17 protein-coding genes and 1 pseudogene are annotated in these 23,173 nt (G+C 52.1%); 17 read left to right on the top strand and 1 reads right to left on the bottom strand.

Annotation, left to right across the window (positions count from 1 at the left end):
* Window positions 1-5 precede the first annotated feature (5 nt).
* From murF to nrdR, 17 genes and pseudogenes are all read left to right on the top strand, one after another.
* Window positions 6-1,613, top strand: a complete 1,608-nt coding sequence (gene murF, locus HMPREF2609_RS08805) for a UDP-N-acetylmuramoyl-tripeptide--D-alanyl-D-alanine ligase (RefSeq protein ID WP_070536447.1) — start codon at window positions 6-8, stop codon at window positions 1,611-1,613.
* Window positions 1,614-1,615: 2 nt separating this feature from the next.
* Window positions 1,616-2,821, top strand: coding sequence for a phospho-N-acetylmuramoyl-pentapeptide-transferase (gene mraY / locus HMPREF2609_RS08800; RefSeq protein WP_070536445.1), 1,206 nt, complete (start codon window positions 1,616-1,618; stop codon window positions 2,819-2,821).
* Window positions 2,821-4,422: a UDP-N-acetylmuramoyl-L-alanine--D-glutamate ligase gene (murD, locus tag HMPREF2609_RS08795; RefSeq protein ID WP_070536443.1), complete on the top strand. Its 1,602-nt coding sequence runs from the start codon at window positions 2,821-2,823 to the stop codon at window positions 4,420-4,422. Before mraY ends, murD begins: the two co-directional genes overlap by 1 nt.
* 102 nt (window positions 4,423-4,524) lie before the next feature.
* Window positions 4,525-6,501, top strand: coding sequence for an FtsW/RodA/SpoVE family cell cycle protein (locus HMPREF2609_RS08790; RefSeq protein ID WP_070536441.1), 1,977 nt, complete (start codon window positions 4,525-4,527; stop codon window positions 6,499-6,501).
* A gap of 135 nt (window positions 6,502-6,636) precedes the next feature.
* Window positions 6,637-7,731, top strand: coding sequence for an undecaprenyldiphospho-muramoylpentapeptide beta-N-acetylglucosaminyltransferase (gene murG, locus HMPREF2609_RS08785; RefSeq protein ID WP_048751959.1), 1,095 nt, complete (start codon window positions 6,637-6,639; stop codon window positions 7,729-7,731).
* Window positions 7,732-9,216 carry a UDP-N-acetylmuramate--L-alanine ligase gene (gene murC, locus HMPREF2609_RS08780; protein WP_070449488.1) on the top strand — a complete coding sequence of 495 codons (1,485 nt, stop codon included), beginning with the start codon at window positions 7,732-7,734 and terminating at the stop codon, window positions 9,214-9,216.
* Between the two features lie 2 nt (window positions 9,217-9,218).
* Window positions 9,219-10,439 carry a cell division protein FtsQ/DivIB gene (locus HMPREF2609_RS08775; RefSeq protein WP_239664738.1) on the top strand — a complete coding sequence of 407 codons (1,221 nt, stop codon included), beginning with the start codon at window positions 9,219-9,221 and terminating at the stop codon, window positions 10,437-10,439.
* A gap of 209 nt (window positions 10,440-10,648) precedes the next feature.
* Window positions 10,649-11,860 (top strand): cell division protein FtsZ, encoded by a 1,212-nt coding sequence (ftsZ, locus tag HMPREF2609_RS08770; RefSeq protein ID WP_004004394.1) that lies wholly within the window; start codon window positions 10,649-10,651, stop codon window positions 11,858-11,860.
* A gap of 94 nt (window positions 11,861-11,954) precedes the next feature.
* The gene (locus HMPREF2609_RS08765; protein ID WP_070449489.1) at window positions 11,955-12,770 is read left to right on the top strand and encodes a purine nucleoside phosphorylase YfiH/LACC1 family protein; all 816 of its coding nucleotides are present in this window, start codon (window positions 11,955-11,957) and stop codon (window positions 12,768-12,770) included.
* 54 nt (window positions 12,771-12,824) lie between these two features.
* Entirely contained in the window at window positions 12,825-13,646 is an 822-nt protein-coding gene (locus tag HMPREF2609_RS08760) for a YggS family pyridoxal phosphate-dependent enzyme (RefSeq protein WP_070449491.1), read from the top strand.
* 812 nt (window positions 13,647-14,458) lie between these two features.
* A pseudogene (locus HMPREF2609_RS11180) lies at window positions 14,459-14,770 on the top strand (cell division protein SepF); the annotation flags it as partial.
* A 3-nt stretch (window positions 14,771-14,773) separates the two neighbouring features.
* A complete protein-coding gene (locus HMPREF2609_RS08750; protein ID WP_004004398.1) occupies window positions 14,774-15,076 on the top strand; it encodes a YggT family protein in 303 nt (100 codons plus the stop codon).
* Between the two features lie 274 nt (window positions 15,077-15,350).
* Window positions 15,351-15,935 (top strand): DivIVA domain-containing protein, encoded by a 585-nt coding sequence (locus HMPREF2609_RS08745; protein WP_013398846.1) that lies wholly within the window; start codon window positions 15,351-15,353, stop codon window positions 15,933-15,935.
* A gap of 170 nt (window positions 15,936-16,105) precedes the next feature.
* Window positions 16,106-16,729 carry a signal peptidase II gene (gene lspA / locus HMPREF2609_RS08740; RefSeq protein WP_070449493.1) on the top strand — a complete coding sequence of 208 codons (624 nt, stop codon included), beginning with the start codon at window positions 16,106-16,108 and terminating at the stop codon, window positions 16,727-16,729.
* Window positions 16,730-16,795: 66 nt separating this feature from the next.
* Window positions 16,796-17,704 (top strand): RluA family pseudouridine synthase, encoded by a 909-nt coding sequence (locus HMPREF2609_RS08735; RefSeq protein ID WP_239662029.1) that lies wholly within the window; start codon window positions 16,796-16,798, stop codon window positions 17,702-17,704.
* A gap of 56 nt (window positions 17,705-17,760) precedes the next feature.
* Entirely contained in the window at window positions 17,761-21,303 is a 3,543-nt protein-coding gene (gene dnaE / locus HMPREF2609_RS08730) for a DNA polymerase III subunit alpha (protein ID WP_070536439.1), read from the top strand.
* 250 nt (window positions 21,304-21,553) lie between these two features.
* A complete protein-coding gene (nrdR, locus tag HMPREF2609_RS08725; RefSeq protein WP_013398850.1) occupies window positions 21,554-22,165 on the top strand; it encodes a transcriptional regulator NrdR in 612 nt (203 codons plus the stop codon).
* A 111-nt stretch (window positions 22,166-22,276) separates the two neighbouring features.
* Here nrdR and ppgK read toward each other — a convergent pair whose 3' ends face one another.
* The gene (ppgK, locus tag HMPREF2609_RS08720) at window positions 22,277-23,068 is read right to left on the bottom strand and encodes a polyphosphate--glucose phosphotransferase (RefSeq protein WP_172461400.1); all 792 of its coding nucleotides are present in this window, start codon (window positions 23,066-23,068) and stop codon (window positions 22,277-22,279) included.
* Window positions 23,069-23,173: the final 105 nt, after the last annotated feature.

The following is a 23,173-nucleotide window of genomic DNA, read 5'->3' as shown; positions in this document are numbered from 1 at the left end:
CATAGATGATTAAGCTTTCCGCCGCCGAAATTATTACGGCAACAGGCGGCTCACCGCTCGGCTTAGCCGGGCGTGAGAGCGAGCTAGGTGCTACCTTCGCGACCACCGATTCGCGTGAGGCTATACCAGGCACCCTATTTGTTGCTAAGCCAGGTGAGGTGACCGACGGACACAACTTCGTGTCGGGAGCCTTCGACAAAGGTGCTGTCTTAGCGCTTGTCGAACGCCCTGTTAAAGATGAGCGGGGTATTCTGTACCCCAGCATCCAGGTTGATGATGTGGTTCTCGCCATGGGTAAGATCGCACAGTACGCTGTTGAAAAGATGCGGTCTCTAGGCGATCTTACGGTTATCGGTATTACCGGTTCTGCGGGGAAGACCACCACAAAAGATTTATTAGCAGCGATCCTAAGTTCTCAGGGCGAAACTATAGCCCCTGTAGGTTCGTACAACGGCGAAGTTGGCGTACCTTTGACTGTATTCCGCGCTGACGAAAGTACTCGCTACCTTGTGATTGAGATGGGTGCCGATCATGTGGGGAATATCGAATACCTGGCAAATATTGTGCACCCTGACCATGGTGTGATCCTTAAAGTTGGCACCGCACATGCTGGCGAGTTTGGCGGGGTCGACAACATCGAACGTACTAAAGGGGAGCTTGCCGAAGGTATTCGTACTGGCGGAACCTTGATCCTCAATGCTGATGATGAGCGTGTTGCACGCATGTCAGCTCGTGCAAGTGCGCCGGTAACCTACTTTGGGGTGGGGGAGAAACCGCAGTACGAACGCTATACTGCCGCTTTGGGGCTGCATACTAATGATGATGGTTGTCCGGAATTTACTCTTCGCCTTCCCGACGCCAGCGAATATGAGATTTCCTCCAAACTCATTGGTGAGCATCATGTATGCAATATTCTGGCGGCTGCTACGGTAGCCTATAACGCTGGTGTTCCTGGAGACGCTATTGCGCATGCCCTCAATAACACCGGGGCGCTGTCTAAATGGAGGATGGCTCGCACAGACCGCGCAGACGGCGTGACTGTCATCAACGATGCGTATAATGCTAATCCCGAGTCAATGACAGCCGCTTTACGCACTTTGGCCCAACTGGGACGAGGCGCGAAGCCACGACGGACATGGGCAGTTTTGGGGGCCATGCTCGAACTGGGCGAGGCCTCTTTGGAGGAGCACGATCGACTCGGTCGTCTGGTGGTACGCATGAATATATCAAAGCTTATTGCGGTTGGTAATGAGGCGAAACCAGCCTACAACGCCGCGCATCTTGAAGGTTCATGGGGTAACGAAGCTACCTGGGTAGAGACACCGCAAGAAGCACTAAATATTTTGCGTGCAGAGTTACGTTCTGGCGATATCGTGCTGTTTAAATCTTCAAATGGCGCTAAACTAGGTTCTTTGGGCGATGAGGTTGCCTTCTGCACCGAAACCTTTGGCGAGGCTCAAGAACAGGCTCCAGCTTGGCTGAGTGCTGGCGATTTTGTTGAGGTAACGGAGTTAACGGGCGCCGCTCTGAGCACGGTATCAACTAGTAGTTCTGCAGCGCAAACCTCGACGACCGCCCTAGACCGTAGCCATCTTCACGAAGGAACACATTAACCATGATTACTGTGCTTATTGCTGGAATCCTAGGGTTTATTATCTCCTTCTCAGCAATACCGCTCTTCATCAAGCAGATGCAGAAGCTCAAGTTGGGGCAGCTGATTCGTGAAGAAGGCCCCGCCGCGCATCAGCATAAGGCGGGGACGCCCACGATGGCAGGTCTTATTTTTATCCCAGCCGCCGTTGTTGCCTACTTGCTTGCGTTGCTGATTAACGCTGCAGTTTTTGGAACCTCGCCGGTTCCTAGTGCGACGGCTTTATTGACCCTCGGGTTTACACTAGGAATGCTCGGAGTCGGTGCCGCCGACGATATTATGAAGTTCCGCAACCAGGGGAACGAAGGACTTACCGAGAACCAGAAGACTATTGGTCTGCTGGCGATGACTCTTCCTTTTGCGTATTTGGTGTTTCAATTTCCTAATGCGGCGGGAGTGACCCCCGCCTCAACGGCGATTTCGTTTGTGCGTGATCTTCCGTTCGACTTCATGGCTGCGGGGGCTATAGGCGGTACTATCCTCATGGTGTTGTGGATTACCCTGATTTCTCTTTCGGGCACTAACGCCGTGAATTTCACTGATGGTCTCGATGGACTTGCGGGTGGCGCAACGATGACCATCTTTACTGGATACCTTGCCATGACTATCTGGCAATACGTACATGCCTGCAGCGGTGGGGCGGGAAACGCATGCTATGATGTGCGGGATCCAGGGTCGCTGGCACTTATTGCAGCCGCACTTGTTGGTTCCCTCGCCGGGTTCCTATGGTGGAACGTTTCTAAGGCACAAATCTTTATGGGGGACTCTGGATCTCTTGCTTTGGGAGGCGCGCTGGTTTCCTTCGCTATTTTCACTCGTACCGAGCTTCTGCTTCCCATTATCGCGCTTGTGCCGGTTCTGGAAGTGTTCTCGGTGATTGTGCAGAAAGTTGTCTTCAAAGTTAGCCGTAAACGTTCTGTATCTGTTGGTGATAAAATTCCTCATGCCTACCGTTTCTTCCGCATGACTCCTTTCCACCATCATCTTGAGAAAACCGGTGCAAACGGAAGATACTCCATAGATAAGAAGGGCCTTGTCCCCGGCTCTGTCAGCAGTGGTGAAGTGAACTCGGTATTCCGTCTGTGGATTGCAAATGCGCTTTGTGTGCTGGTTGCTCTTGCAATTTTCTTTGGAGATTGGTTCTCACAGACGTCTGGAGTGATTCACTAATGCCTGACACTAAGAACTCGCAGCGGGCCTCCAAGTATCAGGCACAGCGTGCCCAATATGCAGATGCTATCGCCGTCAATCCAGTCGTCAATAATCCGCGACTTGTTGAGCTTACTACCTGGGACGGACCTTGGGCAGGGCTGCGGGTGGTCGTAATAGGTCTCGGTACTAGCGGCGACGCTGCTGTGGATGTGCTGGCTCAGAAAGGCGCCCATATTACCGCCATTGATGCGCAGGATACGCAGGAAAAGCGAGAGCGCATCCGAATTTACCAAGAAGCCTATGGGAACGTGACGGGTTTATTTGGCGAGGAATACATGGAATGTGTGCCTCGTGTCGATGATCAAGACCCGGATGTTATCGTGACTTCGCCCGGAATCCGTCCAGATAGCCCTGTAATGCTTGATGCATATGAACGAGGGATTCAAATTTGGAGTGAAATCGAGCTGGCATGGCGTCTGAATCAACGTCAAGGTCGGGTTACTCCAAAGTGGCTGTGCCTGACGGGAACCAATGGGAAAACTACGACCGTGGGCATGGTCGATTCGATTCTTAAAGCAGCCGGTAAAAAATCTCTGCAGGTTGGGAACGTGGGCATGCCAGCAGTCTACGCTGTTGCCGACGATGAACCCTATGAATTTTTTGCGGTAGAGCTTTCGAGCTTTCAGCTGCATTGGACTTCTTCACTGTCGCCATACGCTTCCGTGGTGCTTAACGTAGCGGAAGATCACGTCGATTGGCACGGTTCTTTTGAGGCTTACAAGGCCGATAAAGCACGTGTGTACGAAAATACTCAGGCAGCGTGTATCTTCAATACCGATCATGTTGATACTTTGCGTATGGTTGAAGAAGCAGATGTTATAGAAGGTGCCCGTGCCATCGGTATTAGCTCAACCGATATCCCCTCAGTCTCCATGTTGGGCTTGGCGGAAAACATTATTGTTGACCGTGCGTTTTTGAAGAATCGATACAGCGAGGCACTTGAGCTTGGTGTTCTTGAAGATTTAGCGCCCGTTCCCGGTCAAGCTCCCGCACAGCACACCGTGGAGAATGCGCTAGCCGCTGCCGCATTATGTCGTGCCGCAGATATTGCTCCTGAGGCTGTGCGGGATGGACTGCGTTCTTATAAGCCTGGTGCGCATCGTAATCAGACGGTGCTGTACCGCGATGGAATCCAGTGGGTCAACGATTCTAAGGCTACTAACCCACACGCCGCTAACGCTTCAATGAGCGCTTATCCTTCGCTGATTTGGATTGCTGGAGGTCTTTCTAAAGGGGTGGAGTATGATGATCTTATAGCTCAGCATGCTTCACGTTTGAAAGCAGTATTAATCATTGGCACTGATACGGCGGGACTTAAAACATCTTTGGCGAAGTATGCAAGCCATGTTCCTACCTATAATATGACGGCTTCGGCGGATGATCCCTCTGACGGGGTTAATGTTATGGAAGCTGCCGTAGTCAAAGCAGAAGAGCTAGCCGCTGAGGGTGATACAGTACTCATGGCGCCTGCCGCTGCTTCGATGGACCAATTTAACAATTATGCCGTTCGTGGCAACGTTTTTGTGGATGCGGTCAAATCTCATATTGTCGGTAACTGAAGGCATATTGATTGCTCTGAAACGATAAACGCCGTGTAGACTTTTCTGCTGTAGGAAAAATCTATTGAGTTTGTCGTGTTAAGACACAGAAGAGGAGAGCGCATGAGTAATGCACCCGGTCAGACTCACTCGTCGGCCCGTGGAGGCGTAAGTCATGCACAGCGCCAGGGGAGGAACGGCTCAACGAGGCTCGGTTCTTTTCTGCATAACGCTATCTCGTCTCTTTATAAGCGTTCCGCATCGCGTGATTTAGCGGATGTGCCGCGACTGATTCTTTTAGTATGCGCTGGTCTCACGGTTTTTGGCGTGATCATGGTACTGTCTGCATCATCTGTGAGCATGATTTCACAGGGAATGTCCCCTTTCTCGCAGGTAACCCGTCAGGTAATGTTTGCCGCTCTAGGCGCCGCTGCATTAGGGGCTATAGCAGTATTGAAAGTACAGCGGTACCGCAAAATGTGGGTCGTTAATATCCTCTTAGCCCTGGCGATTCTTGCCCAGATTGCCGTTCTTGCTATTGGTACCGATATTAATGGCAACCGTAACTGGATTAGGTTCAGCGGCATTCAGATTCAGCCTTCGGAATTCTCTAAACTCGCTATTGTGCTGTGGATGGCGATGGTCTTGACTCGGCAGGGCAGTAAACTCAAAGAGAAGATATCTCGTGCAATTTTTCCCGCACTTTTTGGGCTCTTGCCCTTGATGCTGCTTATTCTGGCAGGTAAAGATCTCGGTACCGTGATCGTCTACGCCTTTATCTTCTTAGGTATGGTATATATTGCGGGCGCAAACCGTAAGACTATGGTATGGCTTTCGATTATTCTGATCGTGAGTGCCATAGTGGGGTCAATTTCAAGTTCAAACCGTCGTGAACGACTGATGAGTGTTTTCGGTGTGTGCACCGGTTCTGTCTGTGATCAATCTCAGGCTGGCGGGGTTGCGTTGGCAACCGGTGGGTTCTGGGGCGTTGGGCTAGGACAATCCCGCCAGAAGTATAACTATTTGCCCGAAGCACATAACGATTACATTTTCGCCATTATCGGCGAGGAACTGGGGCTTTTGGGTACGCTTACCGTGGTGCTTTTGTACCTGGGTCTGATCTATTGCGCATTACGCATTATTGCCCGAACAGCAGACCCGTTTATTCGTATTGCCACGGGCGGTATTATTGCGTGGCTTTCTACCCAAGCTATCGTGAATATGGCGATGGTTTCCGGTATTTTGCCTGTGATCGGTGTGCCGCTTCCCTTTATCTCATACGGCGGTTCATCGCTGATTTCATCGATGCTGGCTGCGGGGATGCTTTATGCTTTTGCACGTCAAACTCCACTTGTAGGCGGGCCTATACCGGCCGCCGATTTAACGAAGCAGACACCTCGCGAAGTGCGACGCGCTAATGAAGACTGGAAGCGACGACTGCCTCTTCAAGCTATCGTTGAAGATGAGCGGCTTCAACTGCAAGAAGCTGGTGGAGCCCTCGGTAAAGATTACTGGGGCGCTGGCTTACTGCGTAGAGTTAAGGAGCTGCCATCGTGGTTAGGCGTAACCCAGCGACAGCGTGAGCATACTCGCAAGACGTATGAGCAGCGCGCTCAAGCACGTGCCGATCGTGCTGCTGAGCGTCGCCGTAAGGCGGAGCATCAGGAAGCTCTCGCTCATGAAGAGCAGCGTATTCAGCGTGAACGGCAGCGACTTCGTGAGCAGCGGTTCCAAGAGGAACATCCAAATGGATTGCATACCCATGAACGGGTTCCCCAATTGCGCCGTAAGGGAGATGTGCAGCCTGCATCTCGTCCCTCGCAGGGCAGGCAACGGTCAACCCCTGCAGACCACGAAGATACAATTCCCCTGCAGAACCTGCAAAAGCGCACAAACGCCAATCGAGCGCGTCACCGCTCTTCGTCATCGGGACGTTTGCCAGCCGGGTTGCGACCTTTGCACCCTCAATCGGGCTCCCAAACATCTTCTTCAGGGCAGCCTTCTGCGGGAACCTCACGTCAGATACGTCGGCAGCAGCCTTCACAGAGTCAGCAGAACCCGCGAGGCCGTAAACCTGGCCAGGGTGGTTCACACTCATAGCCCCTGGAATAGGGAAAGGAGGAATACTAGACTCGGGACGTGGGTATATATCCGACTTATAATATTCTTTCAGTACGGGGTTGGCTCTGCTATGTCGTAAAATGAGGTGAATGTATTTGTTGGGAGTTATTATCTATGTCTAAGGCACCCTCTGTGGTCCTCGCTGGCGGCGGCACCGCTGGTCATATTAACCCGATGCTTGCTATAGCACGCGAAATCCGCCGGATCGAGCCGGAAGCTAATATTCTGACTCTTGGCACCGAGGATAAGATGGAAGCTCAATTAGTTCCTGAAGCTGGATTTGATATTGAGTTTATTCCGCGTGTAGCTTTCCCCCGAAGCCTATCGCTTAACGCATTAACCTTTTTACCAAGATTCGCAAAAGCGATTTCGCAAACCCGTAAAATTCTCAAAGATGCGAATGCAGATGTTGTAGTAGGCGTAGGCGGTTATGTGTGTCCGCCAGCATATCTTGCCGCTTTTTTCTCCCGCATTCCTGTTGTTATTCACGAGGCTAATGCAAAACCAGGTTTAGCAAATAAACTGGGTGGTCCTCTAGCGAAGTTTGTGGGTGTGGCTTTCTCCAACACCCCTTTCCCTCGCGCCAAACTTGTGGGTATGCCCATGAAAGATGAGATCGCGCATCTGAACCGTCGAGCGGCACGAGCACAGGCGAGGCATACTCTAGGTCTTGACCCCGATAAGCCCGTTCTGATCGTGACGGGCGGTTCCTTAGGCGCACAAAGCCTTAATAACGCCGTCGCTGAGAACATTACAAATTTTGAGGACTGGGGTTTTCAGGTTTTGCATATTACTGGTAAAGGCAAAGCTATTGTGGATGATTCAGGCGAGCCCGTTACAGCCCCAAATTATCGTCAGATTGAGTTTAGCCACGGCATGCAGGATGTTTATGCCGCCGCCGATCTTTTGATAGTCCGTGCTGGAGCCGCAACCGTAAGCGAAGTTGCTGCGGTGGGTGTACCCGCAATTTTTGTTCCGCTCCCGTTTGGTAATGGTGAACAAAGTCTCAATGCTCGTTCTCTGGTTATGGCAGAAGCTGCGCTTCTCATCGAAGATAAGAAAATGACCGGGGCGTGGTTTGCCCGTGAAATTCCATCGTTGATGGCTGATGCTCAGAAGTTAAAAGAAATGGGTCGTCGAGCATATAAATTGGGCATTCGTGATGCCGCACATGTTATGGCTGAGGCAACCCTGAAGGTGGTTAAATAAATGTCCGAACTGATGAACCTTAACATGGTGCTTCCTGAGCCCCTGAACCCGCCGTTTCCCGCGCGCGCATCCCTGCAGGAGTTGGGACGTGTGCATTTTGTAGGGATCGGCGGTGCCGGTATGAGTGCTATTGCAACGTTGATGCTGAAAGCTGGTATTCCCGTAAGCGGCTCTGACCGAGCAGAAACGGCGACTATTCAGGCTTTACGCGAAGCGGGTGCTCGTGTTTATACTCCCCAAGATGCTGCGAATATTCACGATATTGATACCGTTGTTATCTCAACGGCCATTCACGAAGATAACCCCGAACTGATTGCGGCTCGTGCTCAGAACCTTCGGGTATTGCACCGCTCTGAGGCTTTGGCTGCTGCTATGGGAGCATCACAGGTTGTAGCGGTTGCTGGCACGCATGGTAAGAGCACAACCAGTTCCATGATTGCCGTCATGCTGGATAAGTTAGGGTTTCACCCGTCTTTCGCGGTAGGAACAGTTATTGCGGGATACGGCAGCAACGCGCGATTGGGGGGCACTGGTGAAGGCTCTTGGTTTGTAGCAGAGGCAGACGAATCCGATGGCTCTTTTGTCCGCTATCGACCCGCAATCGCAGTGGTCACCAACGTCGAACCTGACCACTTGGATTTCTACGAAACTCCCGAACGCGTGTATGAGGCGTTTAACCGTTTTGTTGCCTCTATGACCCCCGGGGGCGTCTTGGTGACATGTTGGGATGATGAAGGCGCTCGTGCGCTTGCGGAACGTGCGCGCGATGCTGGGATTGAAGTGGTAACTTACGGTCAGTCTACTGAGGCTGATCTACGGGTTTCACGCATTACGAGCCACGGCTCGGAGTCTTCGGCAACACTGCGCTGGTCTTTCGAATGCGCGAGTAAGCATTACGAAGGCGAGCAGGATGCTCAGCTGCGTGTACCCGGTATTCACAATCAGTTGAACGCAGCGGCAGCTTTTATTACCGCTCTTCTCGCTGGAGCACAACCTGAGGACGCGGCCGCCGCGTTATACGGCTTCGTAGGAGCAGATCGACGTTTTACTCTGCGTGGTGACGTAGCGGGTATTAAAGTCTTTGACGATTATGCTCATCACCCAACAGAGGTATTCCGTGCGCTTGAGACCGGCCGCACGGTTGCCGATGGGCATAACCTCTATGTGGTTTTCCAGCCGCATCTGTTCTCACGTACCCAAGAATTTGCCGCCGATTTCGCGCAGGCTCTTTCGAAGGCTGATCGTTCGTATGTACTGGATATTTATCCTGCCCGGGAACTTCCGATTGAGGGAGTCACGAGTGAACTTATCACCGGTGCTGGATTCTCTGAGGTACATTATGCGTCGGATGCAGCTGCAGCCATTGAAGATATTGCTATGTGTGCTGTTCCAGGCGATATTATTATGACCGTTGGTGCAGGTGATGTTACCGCATTAGGAGAGCGTATTCTGCATGAGCTACATGCCCGTTACCCTAAGGAGTAATAGTGGCTAAAGGACGTCAAGAGCGAAAACCGGGCACGGAAGCGTTCGCGACTTCACCGGTACGTACTCCGAAGTTACCGGTTGTTCGCGGCAAAAAGAAAGCTAAACCTGCTGAAGATACGTCAAAATCTTCTGACGGTGCGAGCCCTCAGAATCAGACGAATCCTGTTGAGCAAGAAACTCATACCGAAAATAAGAGCCAGACGGGTTCTTCCCGTGCAACGTATTCTGAGTCTTCAGAGCCCAAGGACCGTGATATACGTCTGGATGCAGGGGAATCTGAATCGGATGAGCTGGATTCACAATCGGCGAAATCTACGTCTAGTACCTTTGGCCGATGGCGTCGTGAACGTGAGAAGGAACGCCAAACCGAGATAGCGCGGGAACAGGAGATCCGCGAAGAGCAGGGGCGTATCGCCCAATTACGCGATGACCCCGGGCTCGACGGGCTTTTGGCAGAAGACCAAAGTAAGAGTCAGACTTCGAAGCGCCGACGTCCGCTCACTCGATTGCGGAAACTCCTTTACGGCTTTGGTGCGTTCATGCTTGCTGTGCTTCTATATATCGGTTTGGTCTTTTATTCTCCGCTGCTCTCTGTTCAGACTATTCGAGTTGAAGGCGCTTCGCTATTGGATAGCGTGCAGGTTGAGCAGAAACTGGAACCACTCAAGGGCACGCCGCTGACTCGTATTAATGATCAGAAGGTGCGTGAACTTATCGACCAGGAGCATGTACTGCGCGGCGTGCAGATTGAGGCGCATCCTCCGCATGAACTAGTTGTAACCCTCAAAGAGCGTACCCCTGTTGCCGTCATTCATCAGGACGGGAAATATGTGGTTGTTGATAGTGAGGGAATCAAACTTCGTGAAGTTGAGAATGCTGATGGAATCAATGTTCCGCTTGTCGATGTTGGACAGGAAGTTCCCCAGGATTCTGCGGCCTTCCGCACGGTTGCAAATGTGCTCTCTGCTTTGCCCTCATCAATCCTGACGCAGGTGAAGGAGGCACGGGCAAGCTCAACCTCAAATATTAACTTAACCTTGAAGGATGGGGTTGTCGTGCAGTGGGGTACAGCTGAAGAGAGTGACCTTAAAGCTAAGGTTTTAACTAAGCTGATGGAGGCGGTACGTGAGGACCAGTCAAAAACCGCACAACAAGGACGAGCCGCTAATAAAGTAAACACTTATGATGTTTCTTCGCCGCGTGTTCCGGTTACTCGTTAGCCTTTAACCTTATGGTTAAGCATCGGGTAAAAAGATAGATTTTTTATAAAAATCTATAAATAATGCACGTCAAATACCTCAGGCAACTAGGAACCTGGTGAAACTGTTGGTATCCTTGCAGATAAAGTCACTATGAGGTTAGGAAGACTAAGGTTCTACTTGAACCCTTGGGTTTTTCTAGAGATTTACACGAAATAATCGAGGGATAAATGGACGCTGGAACTCCCCAGAACTACTTGGCAGTCATCAAAGTCGTCGGTATCGGTGGCGGTGGCGTCAATGCAGTCAACCGCATGATCGAGGTTGGCCTGCGAGGCGTAGAATTCATCGCTATTAACACAGATGCTCAGGCACTTTTGATGTCTGACGCTGACGTCAAACTTGATGTTGGTCGTGAACTAACTCGCGGTCTCGGAGCGGGCGCAAACCCCGAGGTCGGTCGTCAGGCTGCTGAAGACCACGCCCAGGAAATCGAAGAGGTTATCAAGGGCGCAGACATGGTCTTCGTGACTGCAGGTGAAGGCGGCGGCACCGGTACCGGCGGTGCTCCCGTTGTAGCACGTATTGCACGCTCTTTAGGTGCCCTCACGATCGGCGTGGTAACTCGTCCCTTTACCTTTGAAGGTCGTCGCCGTTCGAACCAGGCGGAAACCGGCATTGCTGCACTTCGTGATGAAGTAGATACCCTCATTGTGATTCCGAACGATCGTTTGCTCTCTATCTCTGATCGCAACGTTTCGATGCTTGACGCCTTCAAATCGGCAGATCAGGTTCTTCTCTCCGGTGTGCAGGGTATTACCGACCTGATTACTACTCCGGGTCTGATCAACCTTGACTTTGCAGACGTTAAGTCTGTTATGCAGGGGGCTGGTTCGGCTCTGATGGGCATTGGCTCTGCCGCTGGTGAAGACCGCGCTGTTAAAGCCGCCGAGCTTGCTATCGCATCCCCACTTTTGGAAGCATCCATTGATGGGGCACACGGTGTACTCCTCTCCATTCAGGGCGGTTCCGATCTCGGTCTATTTGAGATCAATGAGGCTGCCCGCCTGGTCCAGGAAGTCGCACATCCTGACGCAAATATTATCTTCGGTGCTGTGATTGATGACGCCTTGGGTGATGAAGCACGTGTGACCGTTATTGCCGCTGGATTTGACGCCGTCAACCCTGAGACTAACACCAACGCTAACAGTTCAGCTTCGGCAAATGCTCAGGCGCAGCGTACCCAGCAGGCATTCGGCGGCTCTGCGCAGGCCGCTCCTGCAGCTCCCGCATCAACCGGATATGGTTTCGGCGGTGCGCAGAATGGTACTCAGCAGAATGATGTTCCTGCCGCAGCTGGCTTTGATGTTGATCTACCGCCCGTCGTGGAAGAATCCCCGGCACGGCGCGATACCCTCGATGTGCCCGACTTCTTGAAGTAAGTCGCACACATCCTTTTTAGACATAAGGGAGCCAAGGACATATACGTCCTGGCTCCTTTGTGTATGCTTTGACCTTATGACAGCAGAAAGAACCATGAGTACCCTCAACCCGTTTTACTCCACAGGAACTTATACCAGCGGCCCATATACCGTGCATATCGGATTTACTTCACGGTCGGCCGGTAATTTGGGGCTTCATGTTAATGCGGGCGAGCCCCATACCGCAACGCTGAAAAACCGTGCTGATGTACAAAGTCTCTGTGGTTCAGCTCCTTTCCTCTACCTCAATCAAGTACATGGTGCAGATATTGTATGCGCCGATCATATTCTGACTACTCAGATTTCTCCGAATGACGAGTGTGGGGCATATACGTTGAAACGTGCCGATCAATTACGCGAGCAGGCTCCGCAAGCAGATGCTGCCTACAGTACAACGGGTCAGCCTCTAGCTATTATGGTTGCTGACTGCATTCCACTCGTGTTCGTGGGAGAGAAATCTACCCCACATGACGTGCCCATTATTGCTGTGGCGCATGCAGGGCGTCCTGGGCTACTTGCAGGAGTTATTCAACGCACAGTTGCGACGATGCGAGAGCAGGGCGCAACACAGATTCACGCGTGGTTAGGGCCTAGTATATGCGGAAGCTGCTATGAGGTACCCGAAGATATGCGCGAACATGCGACACAGCAGATTCCCGAAACATACGCTCAGACAAGCCAAGGAACACCAGCTTTAGATTTGCCAGCGGGAGCGATTGCTCTCTTGAATAAGCTGAAGATAGAGGTTTCTACCGACTTGGCAGCCTGCACTTATGAAAGCACCAGCCTCTTTTCGCATCGAGGATTTATGAATCGAGGTGAAGCACCCGGACGTATCGCTGGGCTCGTATGGGTGACGAAACCTTCCTAAGATCTTAAAATCGAAGAAAAGCTGAGTATGAGGGTATATCGGTAAAGGGGACTGATGATGAGCGAAGAACAGACATTGACGTACACCTCGGAACGTGCGCAGCAGCTTGCGGATAACTACGCACGGGTTATGGCGCGCGTCCGTGATGCTGAAGCCGATACCAGTGGTGTGCGCACCGAGCATAGCCCTACAGTTCACCTTGTCACCGTGACCAAGTTTTTCCCTGCCTCTGATGTAGCAGCGCTTTACACCCAGGGGGTACGTATTTTTGGTGAGAACCGTGATCAAGAGGCGGCTCCTAAAGCTCGTGCTCTTCGAGCCATCGAAAAACCTGACGACCCCGCTTACTGGGCGTTTATTGGGCAGTTGCAAACAAATAAGGCAAAGTCCGTCGTAAAATATGCCCATCAGGTACAGTCCGTAGATCGTGCGTCTCTGATTGATTCTTTAGCAAAAGCCTATCGCAACCAAGTAGCTCGCTATGAGGCGGGGGAGCAGGACGCCCCAGGGGCTCTATCCCAAGGAGCTCTAGAATGTCTGATTCAGGTTTCGCTTGAAGCGCAGGCAACGGCCGGGCATGCATCGGAAGGGGCGCGTGGTGGAACGGACCAAGACGAGATTTTAGAGCTTGCTGAGCGTATCGAAGCTCAAGAAGAATTACGCTGTGGGGGTATTATGGCGGTGGCGCCACTGGGTGCGAACCCTGACGAATCCTTTGAAAAACTCTGGGAATTGGCGCAGGGTCTGCGCGCCGAGTTCCCGCATGCAGATCAGATTTCGGCGGGCATGAGTGCAGATTTAGAAGCCGCTATTCGCTGGGGGTCTACGTGTGTGCGGGTAGGAAGCGACATCATGGGGAAGCGAGATTACGCCTAGATTTTTACCAGGTTTTGTTGTGCAAGGTATGCAGCAGATGAGAAATACGCTGATAGGATTTTCAAGCGCTGGTAGAATATACACCTGTGAGGGCTGGTTGACGTCGTCTTTAAGAATATGCATCATCGTCAATAAAGCCCGTGGGAATACCCCCAAAATTCTCTGTGAACATATATAATCGGTGTCGAACCGACAGCATGTGCGGTGCTATTTCCCACGTTAGAATCTCAGGTATCGGTGGAGCGAATCTCCCGCATATATGTGAATGTACGACTGCGAAACGAGAGTAAAGAATGGCGAAACAAGGCGGTGGCAAACTTGCCAATAGCCTCGGTTCTTTCTTCGGCGTGACTCGTTATGGGTCGGAAACTGAAGAATTATCGGAAGGTATGCAGGATGTCCATAGTCATGATTCGACGGATGAGGCATCTATTCCTTCCACTGAAACTCCCGCTCCATCACCTGGAATCCGGCTGAATGCATTACCCACACCAGCATCTGCTAACCCTGATACCGCAGCTATGCCACAGGCAACGGGCGCTGCGGAGCCACTATCTGTAGAATCAGAAGCGATTACGGCATCGTCTGCTTATCAAACTTCAGCTCAGCGGCAAGAAACCAACCAGTTTGCCGCGACTTACACGCCAATCCCACACCGGGAACAGAAAACTAACCGAGAGGAATACCAGGTGCAAAATCACTACGAGACCGACGAGTACCCCTACCCTTCCTCCGGCTACGATCAAGTTCATGAGCTTGATGTGAACTCTTACGGCATTGACGAGGGTCTTGGTGCCGGATACCCCTACGAGGAAGATGAGGACGAATTGCGCCGCATTACAACAATCCACCCCCGCTCATACAACGACGCCAAAATTATTGGTGAAGCGTTTCGTGAGAATATTCCCGTGATTATGAATGTCGCTGAAATGAGCGATTCGGATGCTAAACGTCTTGTGGACTTTGCCTCCGGACTCGCATTCGGGCTCTCAGGTCGCATTGAACGTGTGACCGGGCAGGTATTCTTGCTAACCCCCGAAAACCTAGAGGTACTGGGGGCTGACACGACTCCGGCACCGGGCGCTTTTGAGGCTGAGGGCCCGTTTCCTTTTGACCAGGGGTAATGCATGGGGTACATCTTCGCCATCATTACCATAGCCCTGCACATTCTGTACATTGGGTTGCTCTTGCGGATGCTTCTGGACTGGGTGCGTGTCTTTGTGCCGGGGTGGCGTCCGCGAGGGATTGCCCTGCTGTGCGCCTCTGGAGTGTATGCTCTGACGGACTGGCCGATGAACCAGCTTCGCAAGGTTGTACCGCCACTGCGTATTGGTAATTTCGCCCTTGATACTGGGTTTCTGATTCTGATTTTAGGCGTGGGACTTTTATTGTCAGTGATGACCTCTTTGACACTAACTTTTTCACGCTAAATAACAGTTATATTTCCTGGTCAAAGCATAAATTTTTCTGATATGCATAAAGATGTATGAAGCAATAACGGCGAGGCAGACTTTCCGTCAGGAAATACATTTACTATGATGGTAAGAGGTTCTCTGCGCCGAATTCCTGGAAAATCGGGTCTTGAAGTGTAGAGAAGAGTAGAATAATGGGCGGTACCCTAGCCAGCACCGTAAGTTTATTTAATAAATTTATGGGCATCCCAAAACCTATTCACAGATAACTTTATTCCAAAGGAGATAAGCTGTGGCTATCACCCCCGAAGATCTGATTAACAAGAGCTTCAAAATTGTGAGAAACGAATCCGGGTACGACCGCGATGAGGTTGATAATTACCTTGATGAGCTTGTTGTTGAGCTCCGCGCGCTGTACACCGAAAACGAATCCCTCAAGCGTAAGCTTGCAGCCGCCCAGTCTGGTTCGGCAACTCCGGCGACCAACAATACGTCTTCTTCGTCCGCAACGGCTAAGTCCGCTGCACAGGATAAGACCAGCACCCCAGCACCCGTTGCTGCTGGCGGCGCTCAGGATGCAGCAGGTCTGCTTGCCATGGCCCAGAAACTCCATGACGAATACGTCTCTCAGGGTGAAAAAACCCGTGCAGAACTCGTTGCTAAGGGTGAGAAAGAAGCTAAAGATCTGGTGGCAGCTGCACGTTCTCAGCGTGATGAGGTTCTTTCCAAGCTCACCGATGAGCGTGACAGCTTGGAAATCACCGTGGAATCCCTGCGTGGTTTTGAGTCGCGTTACCGTTCGAAGTTGCAGGAACACCTCACCTCTCAGCTTGAAGAGCTGAAGACTCTTAAGTCTTTTGAAGCAGATGCTCGCTAAGCTCTAAGCTTCGATACCTTTTTATAAACACCGTCCGCATCCGTGGCAAGAAGAACTTTGCTACTGGCTTTGCGGGCGGTTGTTTATACCTGGCTTAAGATAAGCTAGAGGAGGGCGAATTCAGGTACAACATCCGCCGCCCTGCTCATTGCCCTTCACCGAGGAGATACATGGAATCTGAAGAGACCACTGCGTCTGCCGCTGGTTCAACAGCATCGCATAAATCTGTTACGCGCATACTCTCATCACGCGGCGCATGGGTAGTCGGGATTCTAACAGCTCTTACTATTTTTTTCATTGACCAGGGCACAAAACTTCTGGTGGTTACCAAGATGCAGATTGGGGAGCGCATCCCCGTGATCGATGGTCTTCTGTGGTGGTATTCCATCAGGAATTCTGGCGCTGCCTTTTCTCTCGGCGAGAATGCAACCTGGATATTTACGGTTATTATGGCGTTTGCCGCGGCAACCGTCCTTTACCTCTTCCGAAGGACGCGGGCTCTGAACTGGACCCTTGCCCTTGGAGGGCTGCTGGGCGGTGTTCTCGGAAACCTTTTTGATCGTCTTTTCCGTGAGCCAGGATTCGGTATGGGACACGTGGTGGACTTTATTTCGGTGCCTAACTTTGCCATCTTTAATATTGCCGATTCGGCGATCTGCGTTTGTATGGCTTTAATCGTACTGCTTAACTTCCGTGGCATAACGCTGCTTGGTACACGTGCTAAATCCTCTGCGAAGAAGGCTTCCGCACTATCTACCCACGTGAAAACTCAGAAGATCTCCGAAGGGGAATAATTGACCGATAATGTTGCGCCAGCAGGCATAACCGCCGAGTTCGATGTTTCTGAGGCTTTAGTAGGTATGCGATTGGACGCTGCTCTCGCCGGTGCCCTTGAGATACCGCGTACCCGCGCATCCAGCTGGATTCGCGACGGGCATGTGCGTGTGGTTCAGCGTGGAAATGAGCTGAAAATCGGTAAGTCGCATAAACTGTCCGCGGGCGAGACTGTGTTTGTGAATGCGCCTGCTCCGCGTGACCTTGCCGATATTCAGCCCGAAAAGGTAGATGGCTTCGGCATAGTCTATTGCGATGACGATATTGTGGTGGTCGATAAACCTGCTGGTGTTGCCGCGCATCCTTCTCACGGGTGGCATGGGCCTACTGTTCTTTCGGCTCTTCTGGGAGAAGGCGTTACCGTGGCTACCTCCGGGGCGGCGGAGCGTCAGGGGATTGTGCACCGGCTGGACGTCGGCACTAGCGGGCTTATGGTGGTGGCACGCAGCGAGCGGGCATATACCGAGCTTAAACGTGCCTTTAAGGATCGTACCGTTGAGAAGGTATATCATACCCTGGTACAAGGACTGCCGGATCCTCTCATGGGGACTATTGATGCTCCTATCGGCAGGCACCCCGGACATGAATGGAAATTCGCCGTTATTGAGGATGGACGTTCTTCTATTACCTACTATGAAACTTTGGAATCTTTCGGGTCTGCCTCTCTTGTTGAGGTGCATTTAGAAACGGGACGGACTCACCAGATCCGTGTGCATTTCTCTTCATTACGGCACCCCTGTTGCGGCGACCTCACTTATGGAGCCGACCCCCGGTTTAGCGCCGAACTTGGTCTGACCCGGCAGTGGTTGCATGCACATCGCCTAGGCTTTACCCACCCGGGAACTGGAGAGCACATTAAGTTTGAGAGTCCCTACCCGCAGGATTTAGACTATGCACTTGAGGCACTTCGCACCGGGAACATTACTAGAGCATAACTAAAACTCAGTCAGCACACTAAGAGACCAACAACCACAGCTAACGAGGAGAAAACGTGGCTAAGAAGGGCTTCGCGCATCTGCACGTGCATACCGAATATTCCATGCTGGACGGCGCTGCCCGCCTAGGCGACCTCTTTCAATACGCACGGGAACTCGGAATGGACTCTATGGCCACCAGCGATCACGGGTTCCTTTTCGGCGCGTTCGACTTTTGGCGTCAAGCGAAGGCCAATGACATTAAACCCATTATCGGTGTGGAAGCGTACCTGACTCCCGGAACCCACCGTACCGACCGTTCACGTGTGCGCTGGGGCGATGGCTCTCGCGACGATGTTTCCGGTGGTGGTGCATACACCCATATGACTATGTGGGCGGAAACCACCGAGGGCATGCACAATCTTTTCCGCGCATCATCTGTCGCCTCTCTGGAAGGTCAGCTGTACAAGCCGCGTATGGACCGCGAAGTACTGCAAACCTACTCTAAAGGGCTCATCGCCACGACCGGATGTCCTTCCGGAGAAATTCAGACTCGTCTGCGCTTGGGTCAGTACCAAGAGGCAGTCGCAGCGGCAGCAGAATTCCGTGACATCTTTGGCAAGGACAATTTCTATTGCGAGGTCATGGATCACGGGCTTGATATCGAGCGTAATGTGCAAGCAGATCTGCACCGTCTGGCCAAAGAGCTTAACCTGCCGTTTGTCGCGACGAACGATCTGCACTACACTCGCCAAGAAGATCACACCGCGCACGCTGCACTTCTGTGCGTGCAGTCTGGTTCGACCCTGACCGACCCTAAACGCTTTAAATTCGATGCTGACAACTTCTACCTGCGCTCGCCGGAAGAGATGTATCAGATATTCGGCGATGTTCCAGGGGCCTGCGAGAATACTCTTGAAATCGCTGAACGATGCAACGTCGAGTTCAATACCAAAGCGAACTATATGCCGAATTTCCCTGTACCCGAGGGGGAAAACGAAGAATCCTGGTTCGTGAAGGAAGTTGAACGAGGACTGCACTACCGATTCCCCAATGGCGTGCCCGATAAGGTACGTGAACAAGCGGAATATGAGGTAGGCGTTATTACCTCCATGGGGTTCCCCGGATACTTCCTTGTGGTGGCGGACTTTATCAACTGGGCGAAGAACAATGGTATCCGTGTGGGCCCAGGGCGTGGCTCCGGTGCAGGCTCGATGGTCGCCTACGCCATGCGTATTACCGATCTGAACCCGCTCAATCACGATCTGATTTTTGAGCGCTTCCTCAACCCCGACCGCGTGTCAATGCCCGACTTCGATGTGGACTTTGACGATCGCCGCCGTGCCGAAGTGATCGACTATGTGACCGAGAAATATGGCGAAGACAAAGTCGCACAGATCGTCACCTTCGGAACCATTAAAGCGAAGCAGGCGCTCAAAGATGCTTCTCGCGTGATGGATCAGCCCTACTCGGTAGGTGAGCGCCTCACGAAGGCGATGCCGCCGGACGTTATGGGTAAGAACATTGCACTTGCCAATGTGTATAACCCCGAAGATAAGCGCTACTCCGAAGCGGGCGATCTGCGTGCACTTATCGAGGACCCGGTCGATAAGATTTACGGCGAAGTCTTCGAGACCGCAAAAGGTCTGGAAGGTCTGAAACGTCAGTGGGGCGTGCACGCCGCGGGCGTTATCATGTCGAGCAAAAACCTGACTGACGTGATTCCCGTGATGCGCCGCGAGGCTGATGGGCAGGTTATTACCCAGTTTGATTACCCCACCTGTGAAGGTCTGGGTCTTATCAAAATGGACTTCTTGGGTCTTCGCAATTTGACGATTATTTCTGACGCACTAGATAACGTCAAGATGAACCGCGGCATAGAGATAGACCTCGAAAACCTAGAGGTTGATGACAAAGAGTCCTATCGCCTACTGGCGCGTGGTGACACCTTAGGCGTATTCCAGCTTGATGGCGGTCCGATGCGCAGCCTACTCAAACTCATGGAGCCTGAAGAGTTCGAGCATATTTCCGCTGTGCTTGCCCTGTACCGTCCTGGACCTATGGGTGCGAACTCACACACGAACTATGCCCTTCGTAAGAACGGTAAGCAAGAGATTCAGCCGATTCACCCCGAGCTTGAAGAGCCTCTTGCCGAGATTCTTGATACTACCTATGGCCTGATTGTGTATCAGGAGCAGGTGATGGCGATCGCCCAGAAGGTTGCAAATTATACGCTGGGTGAAGCGGATCTGCTGCGTCGCGCGATGGGTAAGAAGAAGAAAGCTGAGCTGGATAAACAATATGAGGCTTTCCACGATGGCATGATTTCTAACGGGTACTCGGAGGGCGCAGTTAAGGCCCTGTGGGATATTCTGCTTCCGTTTTCCGATTACGCATTCAACAAAGCCCATACTGCGGCATACGGTTTGGTATCGTACTGGACCGCCTATTTGAAGGCGCATTATCCGCAGGAATATATGGCGGCTCTGCTAACGAGTGTGGGCGATAACAAGGATAAGCTGGCTCTATACCTCAACGAATGCCGTGCCATGGGTATTACCGTGCTGCCCCCGGATGTGAACGAATCCACCCTGACTTTTGCGCCTGTGGGGAAGGATATCCGTTTCGGCATGGGCGCTATTCGTAACGTGGGCGCAAACGTGGTCGACGGCATGATTGCAGCCCGCGAAGAGAAGGGACACTTTGAGTCTTTCAACGACTTCCTGAAGAAAGTTCCGCTGGTTGTGTGTAATAAACGCACCATAGAATCGCTGATTAAGGCGGGTGCTTTCGACGAGTTGAAACATACTCGCCGTTCTCTTTCTCTGGTGCACGAGTCGGCAGTAGATGCTGCAGTCTCCGTGAAACGCAAAGAGGCAGCAGGTCAGTTTGACCTCTTCGGTTCCCTGGGCATGGATGATGCGCTCGGTGACGATCTTTCGGTGACCGTTCCAGATATTCCCGACTGGGAACGCCGCGAGAAACTGAATTTCGAACGTGAAATGCTGGGTCTGTACGTTTCCGATCATCCACTGCGCGGTCTGGAACGTGCGCTTTCGGACGCGGCAACCGCATCCGTGCACGATATTATCGACGAGGACTCGCATATTCGCGACGGCGAAGTGGTAACGATCGCGGGCATGCTCACGAGCGTTTCGCGGCGTATTGCCAAGTCGAGCGGTAATCAGTATGCGTCGGTAGAGCTTGAGGACTCATCGGGTGCTACCCTGACCGTCATGTTCTTCTCCCGTGCATATGAGACGATGGGCAATGCCCTGGCGGATGACCTGATTTGTTCTATTAAGGGCCGTATTCAGCGGCGTGATGACGGTAGCGTGAATATGAGCGCTCAGGAAATGCAGATTCTTGAGCTGAGCGATGATGGTCGCGGCGCCCCGATTACGATTTCGGTGCCCGAGTACCATGTGACGGAGGACCGTCTCAAGGAACTGAAGGACGTTCTGCGTGATCATCGCGGGAATGTGGATGTCCGGATGCTCCTGCGCACTCGTGATAAAGAGCAGCTGGTCCTTCTGGATTCGAGTGTGCGAGTTGATCTCAATCCCAGCCTCTTTGGTGAGATTAAGACGATTTTCGGTCCCAGCTGCATTCGCAGGTAGGGGAGAAGCCCTCAATATCTAGCGGTATAGGTAAGGCTTATTCAGGAGGGATAATTCCCCTGGATAATCCTTACCGAACCGTTAGGTCAGCTCTTCAGAGATCTACACAGCGGGCTAATGCTGGGTGTTAAACCATCGTGGGCGTGGCTGGATGAACACAAGCCTCTGACGGTTCTCTTGACGGCATCTGTAAAATAAGAATGATGATGCTCGACGCGGGTGCTGCACAGTGCCCACCTGAGGAGACACCATGTATTGCCCGTACTGCAAGCACACAGACTCTCGCGTAGTAGATTCGCGAACCACCGACGACGGCGCGGCTATCCGCCGCCGTCGTCAATGTACCGCGTGCAGTCGGCGTTTTACAACCGTCGAAACAACCACTATCTCCGTCATTAAACGCTCCGGTGTGACCGAGCCCTTCGACCGTTCCAAGATTGCTGCCGGTGTGCGTAAAGCCTGCCAGGGGCGTCCGGTGGGCGAAGACGATTTGGCAAAACTTGCTCAAGAAGTCGAAGAACTTATTCGGGCCCGCGGACTCGCCGAAATTAACGCGCACGAAGTGGGACTTACCATCCTTGAACCGCTCTCCAAACTGGATGCGGTAGCCTACCTGCGCTTTGCCAGCGTTTACCAAGCATTCGAGAACCTTGAAGACTTTGAATCTGCGATCGCTCTTCTGCGTGAGGACCGTGTGGGAGATGCTGAACCTCCAGAGGATGCGGTAGCCTCTTCGGATAAAACTTCCCAAGACAAACGAAATAAAGATGCGAAGCCTGCGAAGAAAAATACCGCCAAAACTACCAAGGCTCGCTCCGGGAAATCAAACGAGAGCAACCCGCTTCAGGGGACATTCCTCTAAGCATCAGTTGTTTAATCCCGCGAACAGATAAATATTTTGATTTTGACGAAACAGGTAGCCCTGTTTCGTCAAAATATTTATCTGTTCGCGCTTTATGAAGTTTTACGGGCTTTAGAGTTCGCCGCGCCGCTGACGTTCGGAAGGCATTCCGCCAGCCCAAAGCGCAGCACCCACAATGCCTGCATTATTGCGCAGAGTCGCCATCACCATAGGGGTGCGAATCTCGTCCTCGAAGTAGGGCATAAATTTTTCGGGGTTCTTTGAGATACCTCCACCAATAATGAAAAGGTCGGGGGAGAACAACGCTTCAACATGCTGGAAATATCGGCGCAGACGCTTTTTAGCGTACTTCTTCCACGAAAGATCATGAACTTCGCGTGCTCGCGCGGATGCGCGGGATTCCGCATCATACCCGTCAATTTCAAGGTGTCCGAGTTCGGTGTTCGGCACCAAAACCCCGTTGTTAATCAGGGCGGAACCAATACCGGTTCCTAAAGTGATAACGGCGATGAGCCCCGTCTTGTCTCGTCCTTGCCCGTAGGTGGCTTCGGCAAGACCGGCGGCATCAGCATCATTAATGCCGTAAACAGTCCTTGAATCCAGGGCGTCACTGATGAGCTGCTCAAGGTTAGTGTTAATCCAGGCGGGATCAACATTTGCAGCTGAGAAAACCACACCATTCTTCACGACGGCGGGGAAATCAACGCCGATAGCAGAATAAGGCTCTGGCGCTATCTCACGTGATTGAAGCTCATCAACAATCTGGCGTGCCACCTGTGCGATAGCCTGTGGGGTTGCTGGCTGCGGGGTGGGAATACGAAAACGCTCGGACACCAGGTTACCGGTTCGCAGATCGACGATACCGCCTTTCATACCGGTACCGCCAATATCAATACCGATCATCAGGTCTTTGGGGGTGGGCGCCGGAACATCGACGTATTCTACCGAGTTTTCGACCGGAGGAATTGCAGCAGTAGTCTCGTTCATAGGTCTCTCTTTCGTCGTGTC

The organism is Rothia sp. HMSC058E10 (assembly GCF_001809415.1).
GTDB classification, from domain to species: Bacteria; Actinomycetota; Actinomycetes; order Actinomycetales; family Micrococcaceae; genus Rothia; species Rothia dentocariosa.
This window is presented reverse-complemented; position numbering and strand designations above follow the sequence as displayed.

Excerpts from the sequence above, each read along its gene's own strand:
- murF (WP_070536447.1), top strand. The coding sequence starts at position 6 with ATGATTAAGCTTTCCGCCGCCGAAATTATTACGGCAACAGGCGGCTCA.
- mraY (WP_070536445.1), top strand. The coding sequence starts at position 1,616 with ATGATTACTGTGCTTATTGCTGGAATCCTAGGGTTTATTATCTCCTTC.
- murD (WP_070536443.1), top strand. The coding sequence starts at position 2,821 with ATGCCTGACACTAAGAACTCGCAGCGGGCCTCCAAGTATCAGGCACAG.
- HMPREF2609_RS08790 (WP_070536441.1), top strand. The coding sequence starts at position 4,525 with ATGAGTAATGCACCCGGTCAGACTCACTCGTCGGCCCGTGGAGGCGTA.
- murG (WP_048751959.1), top strand. The coding sequence starts at position 6,637 with ATGTCTAAGGCACCCTCTGTGGTCCTCGCTGGCGGCGGCACCGCTGGT.
- murC (WP_070449488.1), top strand. The coding sequence starts at position 7,732 with ATGTCCGAACTGATGAACCTTAACATGGTGCTTCCTGAGCCCCTGAAC.
- ftsZ (WP_004004394.1), top strand. The coding sequence starts at position 10,649 with ATGGACGCTGGAACTCCCCAGAACTACTTGGCAGTCATCAAAGTCGTC.
- HMPREF2609_RS08765 (WP_070449489.1), top strand. The coding sequence starts at position 11,955 with ATGAGTACCCTCAACCCGTTTTACTCCACAGGAACTTATACCAGCGGC.
- HMPREF2609_RS08760 (WP_070449491.1), top strand. The coding sequence starts at position 12,825 with ATGATGAGCGAAGAACAGACATTGACGTACACCTCGGAACGTGCGCAG.
- HMPREF2609_RS08750 (WP_004004398.1), top strand. The coding sequence starts at position 14,774 with ATGGGGTACATCTTCGCCATCATTACCATAGCCCTGCACATTCTGTAC.
- lspA (WP_070449493.1), top strand. The coding sequence starts at position 16,106 with ATGGAATCTGAAGAGACCACTGCGTCTGCCGCTGGTTCAACAGCATCG.
- HMPREF2609_RS08735 (WP_239662029.1), top strand. The coding sequence starts at position 16,796 with ATGCGATTGGACGCTGCTCTCGCCGGTGCCCTTGAGATACCGCGTACC.
- nrdR (WP_013398850.1), top strand. The coding sequence starts at position 21,554 with ATGTATTGCCCGTACTGCAAGCACACAGACTCTCGCGTAGTAGATTCG.
- ppgK (WP_172461400.1), bottom strand. The coding sequence starts at position 23,068 with ATGATCGGTATTGATATTGGCGGTACCGGTATGAAAGGCGGTATCGTC.